The following is a 10,996-nucleotide window of genomic DNA, read 5'->3' as shown; positions in this document are numbered from 1 at the left end:
AACTCTTTGCCAGTAATGTCAGGATTTGAACCACTTACAGCGTCAAAGTTAGTCGTAGTCAAATTACCGAAAGCGCTCGCGCTGAACTCGAATTTGTCAGTTCCAGAGGTAAAGTCAGTAATCGTATCACCGCCTTCGCCTGCTGCTTTGTAAACAAACAGATCCGCACCAGCACCGCCAGTCAGAATATCTGCACCGCTGCCGCCGCTGAAGATGTCAGCAAACTCAGTACCAGTGACGCTGTTAGCATCAGCATTTCCGGTAAACAAGACAGGAGTGGTGAAGTTGTAACCGCCAGCACCTGAACCGAAATTGTTAAAGGCGATGGGGAAAGTGTTCCCAGCAGCAGTTAAATCGGCAACACTGCCCGAGTTGGTAGTAGTACCAGTCGGAGAAGAGGCGATGGTACCTGTAAATACAAAGTCCGCCGTTCCCAGATTGCTAGCAGCAGTACCCAGATTCGCAATCAAGGTAGAACCACCGGCTGCGGTACCGTTCGAGTCAAAATACAACACTGTTTCGTTCGACGCATTCGTAAAGGCGAAGAAACCAGCAGTTGTAGAATTGCCTACGGCTTTAGCTTGTGCAGCTTCTAAAGAGGCATAACTGCCGCCTGTGAAAATCACTAACTCTTTGCCAGTAATGTCAGGATTTGAACCACTTACAGCGTCAAAGTTAGTCGTAGTCAAATTACCGAAAGCGCTGGCGCTAAACTCGAATTTGTCTACCCCAACAGTAAAGTCGGAAATTTTATCGCCGCCTTCTTTAGTTGTCCTGTAAACAAACAGATCCGCACCACTGCCGCCGCTTATGACATCCAAACCAAGGCCGCCGGTGATGGTATCGTTGCCGTCGCCGCCGAGGATGGTATCGTTAAAATTGCTGCCGACAATCTTGTCATCGCCTGCTAAACCATCGAACTTAACAGCAGCCGGATAAGTGCCGAAATCGAAATTGTCAGGGCCGGCAGTACCGACAGGAACATTTAGTGGCTCGCCGATGAAGACAAAGTTACTAACTTGCAGGCGAATGTTGACTGAGAAACTGGTCACAATTTCAAAGCGCGCCCCAACAGCAAATACCAGTACAGCACGGCCGGTCTCGGCATCTATAAACTGACAGAAAGTAGGCGCGTCTGGGTTGCCACCCAAAGCTCTAAACCGCGCTTGCAAAGACGCGATGCTGTTAACAGTGGTATCCAGGCTGAAATCGAGCAAGTTAGCGCTGCCGATCGACCCCACAGTAGAAGTAGCAGTAATCTCCAGTCGGGTCAAGCTAGAAACGCTGAGATTACCAAAAGCTGCCGTAGAAAGCTGTAAAACATCGTCATCGACATTAAAGTCAGTAATAAAGTCAGCTTCTACAACTGTTTGAATCTCTTGGCGGGAAGTGAGGTAAATAAAGGTATCTTTCCCATTACCCCCACTCAGATTATTGGTTCCTAGACCGCCTTCGATCGAGTCATCGCCCTCATTTCCGATTAATGTGTCATTGCCACTACCGCCGATGATTTTGTCTATGCCGAGGCCACCGTCGATCGAGTCATCGTCATCGCCGCCATCGATATCGTCATCATCATCGCCGCCTTTAACTTTGTCCTTGCCCAAGCCTCCTTTTAGTGTGTTTTTGCCTTTACCACCGTCGATATCGTCATTGTCATCGCCGCCGTCGATATCATCATCATCATCGCCGGCTTTAACTTTGTCGTTGCCTTTGCCTGCTTTGATTTTGTTTTTGCCTTTACCGACTTCGATATCGTCATCGTCATCGCCGCTGTCGATATCGTTATCGCCATCGCCTGCTTTAATTTTGTCCTTGCCTTTGCCACCGATGATTTTGTCTTTGCCTTTGCCGGCTGTAATGTCATCGTCACCGTCGCTGCCTTCGATGTCGTTATCGAGCGTCCCAGAACCGACAATAACTTGACCTTCTGTAGTGCCAGCAAACTTAAAGACATTTCGCTCGACGTTCAAGCTAAAACGCTGGCCGGTGAGAGATCTTTTGCCGTTGCTAACTTCAAAACCAAAACTAAGCGCACCGATAAAACCTACTGCCGCTTTGAAACTTAACGAGCCTGCGTTAATGTCTGCTTGAGTGAAGGTAAAACCGACTTGTGTTACGGCGACTCCCTTAAAGAATAGTTGGCCGGTTGTAGCATCGGGCAGCTCGGTTAGCTTGAAGACTGTGTTGCTAGGACCTTGCTCGTCATCGACAAACCGCAACAACTCAGAAGTAATAGTTCGCTCGCCGCCGCTGGAACCAGCAGTCAAGGGCTGATTAGCTTCCACTCGCGGAGGGTTAGAAATCGGGTTCGGAGTTGGAGTTGGAGTTGGAGTTGGAGTTGGAGTTTGAGTTTGAGGATTAACTCCCAAAAAGTCGGCAGCCGTGATCAGCGTTGCGTTGACATTCAACAATAGCGCCAGCGCGAAGTTATTGACCCGAATTTCGGTATTGCCACCGACTTGTATAAAGGTCAAGCTGCTAAAGTTCAAGTCCCCAAACAGCAGAAACTTGTCGCTGCCGTCCTCGAAGTCAGTGATGACTGCACTTGCCCCAGAGGTACTGTTACTCACGACATAAACGTCATTTCCAGCACCGCCGACACAGGTATGGTTGCCAGTACCGCCCATCAGCGTATCGTTGCCGTTGCCGCCCATCAGCGTATCGTTGCCGTTGCCGCCGCCGCTAACGCTGTCGTCGCCCTCGCCACCGTCTGCCATGTCATTGCCGTCGCCAGTCACGAGGGTATCGTCGCCGCCACCGCCGAGCACGGTATCGTCGCCGTCGCCGCCGCTAACGCTGTCGTCGCCGTCGTCGCCTGCACAGTTGTCGCTGCCGCCACCGCCGAGTACGGTATCGTCGCCGATGCCGCCGCTAACGCTGTCGTCGCCGTCGTCGCCTGCACAGTTGTCGCTGCCGCCACCGCCGAGTACGGTATCGTCGCCGATGCCGCCGCTAACGCTGTCGTCGCCGTCGTCGCCTGCACAGTTGTCGCTGCCGGCACCGCCGATCACGGTATCGTTATCTTTGCCACCGTTAACGGTATCGTTGCCGTCGCCCCCGCTAACGTTGTCCTTGCCTGTGTCGCCCCTGACGGCATCGTTGCCTTCGCCGCCCCCGCAATCGTCGTTGCCTTTGCCGCCATAGACGGTATCGTTGCCGGCGCCGCCGTCAACCTTATCATCTCCTTCGTTGCCGTGGACCCAGTCATCGCCGTCATCGCCTTCGCAGGTGTCGTTGCCGGTACCGCCCATCACGGTATCGTTATCTTTACCGCCGTTAAGCTTGTCGTTGCCTTTGCCGCCCTTAACGTTGTCTTTATCCCGATCGCCCTTTATTTCATCGTCGTCATCGCCGCCCTCACAATCATCGTCATCTTTACCGCCGTAGATTTTATATTTTTTGCCACGGTTTGCTTTGATTTTGTCCTTGCCTTTCTTGCCGAATATCTCCTCGGTATTCTCCGTGGCGACAATTTCGTCATCGTCATCGCTGCCGATGACGGTTCGGCGGCGATCGATGCCGTTGCCATCATCCTTGCCCGCACCTTCTTCGGGTATGTCGTTAAATTGAGCTATTGAGCTGTTATCCGTAGCACCTGTTTTGGATGCACCGTTAGACTGATCCGGAAATAAGGCGTTAATGTCGGCGGTGTTTTCGGTGAGCGCTACCTGAATTAACTTGGCTAAGTCCGGAGCGGAATTTGGAGGGCTGTTTTTGCCTAAATCCCCCACAGGATTTTGTGTTTCATTTTGAGCGGGAAAAAGTGTTCCCTGTCCTTCTTCTAACAACGTTGTTACGTCTGGTTCCATTGTGGATATTTCCCCAAAAATGGTAAGCTTCTTAGAATCAATTTATCAGCAAACAGGAGGCAGCAGAAGATTTTTTTTAACTTCATGCTTTCGCCTGCTAGAGGAGCTGGTTTCCTCATCTTTACTCTTATAGATGCCACTTAAACGGCAAGGTTTTTTTTCGCTCTGTTGCGAGTTTTATATTCTGCAATTGCGTACCAAAATTAATTGATCCGCAACCTACACTGTAAAGGCTACGCCGAAACTTCGAGAATTTAAGATGTTCTCGGTAATTTCTACAGTAAGCTGCGCCGAAGGGCCCCTGATTGTAGATTTTCTACGTAATTTCTACAGTAAATTAGCTGAATTTAAACTCGCAACTGACAACTCCTAAATAACTACCCAAAACTTGTATCCCCCAAATTTTACCCTTGCTTTTTTTCCGATCTCGGCTGGGTGTATTGAAGTTTTGTAACACTCCCAGCTTTAACAAATCCTTCCCTGACTTAGGATTTGAATCTCTTGACTAAACGACTGCACGTTTCTAATTTTAGTTCCCGATGAGTAATTAGAAATTTAGATAATTAGGCAGGGCAAATATTTGTTCTAATTTTTAGTTGCACAATTTTCTCTCGATTCGAGGAAATCTCGCGAACTGAGAAAAATTTTTTTTTCAGCTCAATACTAAGAGTTCTGCTAAAATATATCTATCTAAAGACATATTGCAAAATATAGTAAAAAGTAGTATATGCGAATGATGCGTTTTTGGTGATAGTTGCAAGCTCGATCGGCATTTTCAGCGGGAATGACCCACGGCGAGGCTGCCAAACCCGGTTGCTTCGTAGAGGCTTCGCTACCATATCGAATAATTCTCCGAGGAACCGGCCTGATGAGGCTTAATCCTGTAGGTGCCAAAAATGATGCTTGCTTGAGAGTACCGGAATAATTTAATTGCCGTTGTATTGTTGAGAGTTCTTGGCTGCTTACGTTTATTTTTGCTGCTTAACTTTAACTAAATTAAGAGAGTTAAATTAAAACTTTTCTATATCATAAAAGCGGTAAATTAGCAATCAGTTATTAGCAATTATCGATGGTCCACTATCGATTACCGATCGCCACTGAGGTCTTAAGGATGAGGGCGGAGGGCTTACGGATGAGAACCCAGGGCTGACCAATTAATTAATTGACACAAAATCAAGATTACACATGGGGGGCTGGTGGTAGAGGATAAGCGGTAAAGAGAGATCGACCGATCGCCAAAAAAAATAAAATACTCAACTTTCCCTGCGATATTGCCCTGAAACCGGTTGGCGAGACCCGAAGTAATTTTAATAAGAACTAGAGATCCGCCTGGTAAAGTGCCTCCAATTTTACTTTACTCAGCAATGAGAAACTCAAGTTCACGGCGAATCTAAAGGGGTCTGCGGTAGAGGTGCAAAATGTTAAAGATAGCAAGATTGGAGAAAATTCGGCTTTCACCGAGCCACAGGGCAATCAAAACTAATAAACTGTTATTAAAGTACAACTTTTATATCCTCAAAGTGTTTGAACAAATATATATCACCCCAGCGATCGCCCGATCGGGGGAAGCGCATTCAGAAACTTTGATTGGAAGAGTAAAAATTATTTTGCCGATCGCTATTGCTAGCCGCAAAAACGCAGGCAAATTCAGAATTAAGGCGGGAGGGCGCTAAATCGGTGAGCCAGGAATTTCAACTCTCAGTCACCCCTGTTGGGGACGACGAATATCTAGTCAGGACAGAAAGGGTTGCACCCGGTGTACCCTTAGCCGAACAACAAGTCCGCTGGCCGATCGACGAATGGCTTGCACTATCTGCTCAACTGATGAACGACCCGCTGGTGGGCTTGCTCCAGGGAAAAGCAGTACAGGGAACCAATTTTGCTGGTCGCGGCCTCTCCCGTTCGGGAAACAACTCAGCGCCGAATTTAGTAGCCCTGGGGCAACAATTATACAGCGGGCTGTTTCAAGGAAACTTGCGCGATAGCTGGACTTGCGCTCAAGGCATCGCCCAGCACCGCCGAGAAGTGCTGCAACTGCGACTCGGACTCAAAGGCCGGCGCTTGCCACGACTGCCGTGGGAAGTTCTGCACGCCGGCGATCGCCCTTTGGCAACCGGCACCGATGTCGTGTTTTCTCGCTACCAACCAGGTACAAGTTTGTTCAAACAAACCCGGATAGTGCCTAGTAGCGGGCCACTAAAAATTTTAATGGCGATCGCCTCTCCGAGCGATCGAGACAGCTTGCAGCTCAAGCGAGAAGTGCTCCACCTGCAACAAGAACTCCAAAACCGCAGCGCTAATCCTCTCAAAAACAGCCCGCATTCTCCGGAAATTCAACTGACTATTCTCGAACAGCCCGATCGAGAACAACTTACCCAAGCCCTAGAACAAGGACACTACCAAGTCCTGCACTACGCAGGCCACAGCAACTTAGGTTCCAGAGGTGGGGAACTCTACCTAGTCAGCAGCCGGACCGGCTTAACCGAAACCTTGAGTGGCGACGACTTAGCTGGATTGCTCGTTAACAACGGTATTCAGATGGCCGTGTTCAACTCCTGCCGAGGCGCCTACGGCGACCCCTCAGACCTCGCGGACGACAGCCCGGAACGGAACTTAACCGAAGCTCTAGTGAAGCGGGGCATTCCGGCGGTGCTAGCAATGGCAGAAAGCATCCCCGACGATGTAGCGCTAACTCTGACGCGGTTGTTTTACCGCAACCTCAATCAAGGCTATCCAGTCGATCTGAGCCTGAGCCGGGCCAGAGCAGGGCTAATTTCGGCCTACGGTTCTCACCAGCTATACTGGGCTTTGCCCATTCTCTACCAGCACCCGGACTTTGACGGCTATTTGATCGGTGGCCCAACCCACAGCGCGACATCCGGGTCTCGGATGCAAATAATCGCGTCGGGAACGCAGCCGGCTCTGGCGGGTACAGAATGGAATGCGCCACCTTCACTCTCGGCGATCGCCCAATACCCGCCAATGCCAGCCAATCGATCGCATGAGTCAGAGAGTTCAGACGGCGAAGTCTGGGAATATTTTCCTGACCAATTAAAAGATCGCAGGGATTGGGTTCACCAGAACGATCGAGCCGATGCTACTAATTCACCGAACTCACCGACGGCTTCGGAGTGCTCTATTCCTAATTCTGAGTGTTCGGCGATCCAAGCAACTCGCGCCGCTGCACCGACTCAAAAACCGTTAAAAAAACCGGGGTTGAAAAAATCTGTGGGCCTAATGCTTTGCTTGTTGCCCGTTGCTTTGAGTGCTGGCTTTTTTGGATGGCGGTACTCGCACCAGCGAGGCACGAAACCTGAAGAGTTACTGCCGGCGGTACGGACTCCCCTGTCGCAAAATTATTTGCAACAACGCCACTAAAAGCGATCGCCCACTGCAATGCCGAATTTAGACCCTTTTGGCCTAGCTCCAAACTGGGTGAGGTTTTTGCTGACCATTCGCGATCGGCTGTCGGTGGAAAAGCGATCGAAAGTATGTTGCTCGATCGAATCTCGGACTTACCTTCATCAAGTCGGTTTTTACCGAAAATAAGCAGCAGCGCAACCAAGCGCATCTAGGAACAAACCGGGTTTCTCGTCGAGAGAGGAACTCCGGGACTGTTTGATATAATTCGTCAGTCGATTGTAGATTTTCGACTTCGGCTTGAGTCCGGAGTCGAAACAGTTGAGATTTTAGATTTACTCCACAGATGAATCTGCAAGCTTGAACAAGAGTCTAAAATTTAGATGTCTCTACGACAGGAGTCGGCGGCTTGTATGCGTTTTTGGGCGGGCTGATTCGGCAGCAGGAGCATTCGTCATTCGGCACAAGACAATAAAAGCCATAGTTGCAACAATTAAGAACGTCCTCACCGTCAGTGCGGTTGGTATATTTCACAATAATTAATTATGGAAGCGGCTGTGAGTTTGACGCGCCCCTCCAGTTGGTGGATAAATTTTGAGATTCTGGCAGTTTACAGCCCACGAGTGGAAACCAATACATTTCCATCGAAAGTCCATGTCGGGAACCGCTGCTAATTTGTAGTGCATCAAACATTTAAGCAGTTGTCCATTTAACTCGCTCTTTTTCAATTCCCCTGTGGAAATAACCTCAAATTCTCTGGCTTGGGGCCGGAGGAGGAAGATTTTCCCGACTTCCCCCTACATATCTACTGATTCGTGGCGAAGTGTTAAGAGTCGCGAAGCAATCTCGCCAGATCAAAACTATTCCCCTCTTAGTGGCTGACCGATGTTTCTGCCGTGCCCATTGAGTCTGATTTTAGGTTAAACCCGTTCAACGAAGATGTGAAATTTCCTTCAATTTTTACCGGATTGCCTTCCCTAGACTGCTTTCTGTGGAAGTTATATGCCCAACACCTTAATAGAAGATTGCTCGTTGGTATTTGGGGTTTTGAGGGGATTTCCAGCCCAAAAAGTAGGGTTTATACCATTTTAGATTTTAGATTTTAGATTTTAGATTGAAGAATTGGGAATGACTTATTCCATAAGGGTTTGGAGCTTTCCTACAGTTGGATTCTTTTTGTAAACTGGTTTTGCAAGTAGCTGGCAGCGGCATCGAGAACAAGTGCTGCCTCCCCTTGTTGAGGTAAAAGTTAACCCCGGCAGGTAAATGCTTTCGCCAGATTTGCAGCGGCCGCGCTCTAGGTATTTCGATTCATGGCTGTCTTGTTTTTACCTTGACCACAGACTCGATCGGGGATTGGTGAATGCAGGGAACAGACTTTACTGTAAAAAAGTAAAGCATTTAATTTGCGACAATAATTCCCCGCGCGATCGCTCTGAGGCTTACGCAAGGATTTGGGCCGCAAGCAGCAAATTGATCGCCCTTCGAGCATCCTTACTTGCACCCCCGGTCTTGAGGCTGCAGAAATTTATCCAGAATCTTAAATATTGAGAATTCTTAGTATTGACAGTGAAACAAAGTTAATCTAATGTGTTGTAATTGATATAAGTAAAGTCCAATAAGCGAGGTACGGTCAATGGCAGAAACAGCTACAGCACCCTTAACAGGAAAAGGTCTGCTTCAAAAAATCAAAGGCAGTGATTTGCCACGCAGAGAACTTGCAAAGCTTTGTGGCTACTTCACTGTCAGCAAAAGTGGAGAAACCCGGATTAATCTGGCTGAGTTTTACGATGCAGTGTTAGCTGCTAAGGGCATTGAGCTAGAGAAGTCGAAAGCAGACGGACGCGGGCGAGAAGCGAGTTATCGAGCTAGCGTTCACAAGAATGGTTCGATCGTGATCGGGGCAAATTATACCCAAGAAATGGGATTAAAGCCGGGAGACGAGTTTGAAATTAAGCTCGGATATAAGCATATTCGCTTGATTCAGATCGATGTGGACAGACCGGATGTGGATGTGGATGATGAAGAGGAGGATACAGAAGAATAGAGGCGATCGTGATGCAGTCAGCCGATAGCAAGGCGACTGGATTTGGCATTCGCTACACGAGTATTTGCGCGCCACCCTTCGATTGAACTGATGAGCTGTCTTGACTATTTCTATTTTCTCTTGTCCCGCAAAGACTACAGTGCCTCTGAACTTCGCAAAAAGGGGCAAGAGAAAGGTTTTGGCAATGAGGAAATATTGGAGGCGATCGCGCAAATTCAAGACCGCGGCTATCAGTCCGACACTCGCTTGGTGGCAAACTCGATCGCCTCTGCAGCAGGCAAATACGGGAAGTCTGCCATCAAGCGCAAGTGCCTGCAAAAAGGAATTACCAACGATTTGTTCGAGCAAGTCTGGGAAGAAGAAATTGCCGAAAATCACGACTCCGAAGCAGAAAAACGGGCCGAATTAAAAGCCAAAGTAATGCGGAAATACAAGATCGATACTTGGGGTAAAGCAGATCCGAAAACCAAGGGCAAAGTCTTGAATTACCTGCAATACAGGGGCTTTAATGCCTTTGAAATTTGGCGACAGTGGCAAACAGAAGAAGATGACGAGTAAATAGTAGGGCCACGCCAAGAGGTGGGACCCAGATAGGCAAGCACAACTACACTGCTGCCGATGGGGCTAAAGTGTAAGTTCTGAGTTTTTGTAAATGTATGTCAATCCTCAGCGTTGACTAAATAAGATTCGTACATCTGCCGGTGTCTGACTAAAAGCTCGAGATATTTCTCGTTGATTTTAGCCAGCATCCATTTTTCTTGAAAAATGGCGGCGGATTCTGCTTTCACCGGATCTGCTTGTAGGGGCAAAATATCTTTTCGAGCGGCGGTTTGCTCTGCAGCAGACTTCAGCTTCTGAGGGTTTTGCTGGTATTTTCGACCGCTTTTGTGGTTGGCGTAGCGACGCGATCGAGTATACCCCATCTGTAAGAACTTGCGGGCCATGTCTGCTCCCACAAAATCCTCGCGATCGAGATACTCTAAAAACAAGGAGTAAATTTTGCTGCTGGATTCCCTGGCAATTTCAGGAGTCTTAAATCTCCAGAAAGGCAGAATTTCTCCTTTGTAGGGTTCCACCAACAGCACTCCCTGTTCTCCTTTCCCTACGCGATAAAGTTCCGGGTGCTGTCGAAAGTCGATGTTCTTAAAATCCAAAGAGTAGTCGAACTGCTTCATCGGGCATTTTCTGTTCTATCTGGAACTATAGAAGCCCGGGGTTGACCTTCGTCTGGTTTGGTATAAACCCAGGCCCAAGCAATGAGGACAGCTTGAAAAGGCAGCCTGAACCAATACAGTAATTGGTTGTGGGGAATCCCTTCTATGGGAATGTTGTTGACGGCTTGATTGATATTAGCTGGAAACACGGCAATAAACAAGGCAATTAATCCCCATGCCGCTGCCCTGCTGACAGGAGGAACTAACAGCCCAATGCCGCCCAAAATCTCGAAAAAACCGCTGATATAAACTAAGGCTTCTGGGTAAGGAAGCTGGGGTGGCACGATTCGTATAAAAGGTGCGGGTACTGCAAAGTGCAGCACGCCTACAATACTGATAGCTACTGCGAGAATAACTCGCCAAATTTCTTTTTGACTTTTCATGGGTAATCGGTAATTAATAATTGTTAAATTGCTGCGATAATGCTTGCCAAAATTCGCTATCTGCGATCGAGAGGGCCATAAAACTGAGAGCCAAAAATTCCAGCTTTGCGTGTTTGTCTACTCTTGCTGGTGGCTGTAACGATTTTATTGGGTAGAAAAACCAGGTTTCTGGATAAGTCT

Annotated in this window: 8 protein-coding genes; 5 read left to right on the top strand and 3 right to left on the bottom strand. The window is 48.3% G+C overall.

Annotated elements, in window-relative coordinates; all coding sequences use genetic code 11:
- On the bottom strand, nucleotides 1-3,812 hold a 3,812-nt coding region (locus QUA53_RS06300), incomplete at its 3' end, for a cadherin-like domain-containing protein (protein ID WP_333248748.1).
- A gap of 1,418 nt (nucleotides 3,813-5,230) precedes the next feature.
- Between QUA53_RS06300 and QUA53_RS06295 the strand changes: the two genes are divergently transcribed.
- The 5 genes from QUA53_RS06295 (at nucleotide 5,231) to QUA53_RS06275 (ending at nucleotide 9,777) form a co-directional block, all read left to right on the top strand.
- A complete protein-coding gene (locus QUA53_RS06295) occupies nucleotides 5,231-5,485 on the top strand; it encodes a hypothetical protein (RefSeq protein ID WP_333095699.1) in 255 nt (84 codons plus the stop codon).
- 4 nt (nucleotides 5,486-5,489) lie between these two features.
- Entirely contained in the window at nucleotides 5,490-7,190 is a 1,701-nt protein-coding gene (locus tag QUA53_RS06290) for a CHAT domain-containing protein (RefSeq protein ID WP_333095698.1), read from the top strand.
- A gap of 18 nt (nucleotides 7,191-7,208) precedes the next feature.
- Nucleotides 7,209-7,361, top strand: coding sequence for a hypothetical protein (locus QUA53_RS06285; RefSeq protein ID WP_333095696.1), 153 nt, complete (start codon nucleotides 7,209-7,211; stop codon nucleotides 7,359-7,361).
- Between the two features lie 1,447 nt (nucleotides 7,362-8,808).
- Nucleotides 8,809-9,219, top strand: coding sequence for an AbrB family transcriptional regulator (locus tag QUA53_RS06280; RefSeq protein WP_172184952.1), 411 nt, complete (start codon nucleotides 8,809-8,811; stop codon nucleotides 9,217-9,219).
- Nucleotides 9,220-9,261: 42 nt separating this feature from the next.
- Nucleotides 9,262-9,777, top strand: a complete 516-nt coding sequence (locus QUA53_RS06275) for a RecX family transcriptional regulator (protein WP_333248745.1) — start codon at nucleotides 9,262-9,264, stop codon at nucleotides 9,775-9,777.
- Nucleotides 9,778-9,878: 101 nt separating this feature from the next.
- Here QUA53_RS06275 and QUA53_RS06270 read toward each other — a convergent pair whose 3' ends face one another.
- Entirely contained in the window at nucleotides 9,879-10,394 is a 516-nt protein-coding gene (locus QUA53_RS06270; RefSeq protein WP_333095692.1) for a DUF4385 domain-containing protein, read from the bottom strand.
- Entirely contained in the window at nucleotides 10,391-10,816 is a 426-nt protein-coding gene (locus QUA53_RS06265; RefSeq protein WP_333095691.1) for a DoxX family protein, read from the bottom strand. Before QUA53_RS06265 ends, QUA53_RS06270 begins: the two co-directional genes overlap by 4 nt.
- Nucleotides 10,817-10,996 lie beyond the last annotated feature (180 nt).

Source organism: Microcoleus sp. Pol12B3 (genome assembly GCF_036701355.1).
GTDB lineage: Bacteria > Cyanobacteriota > Cyanobacteriia > Cyanobacteriales > Microcoleaceae > Microcoleus.
Note: the sequence above shows the minus strand (reverse complement) of the source record. Positions and strands in the feature narration are given on the sequence as shown.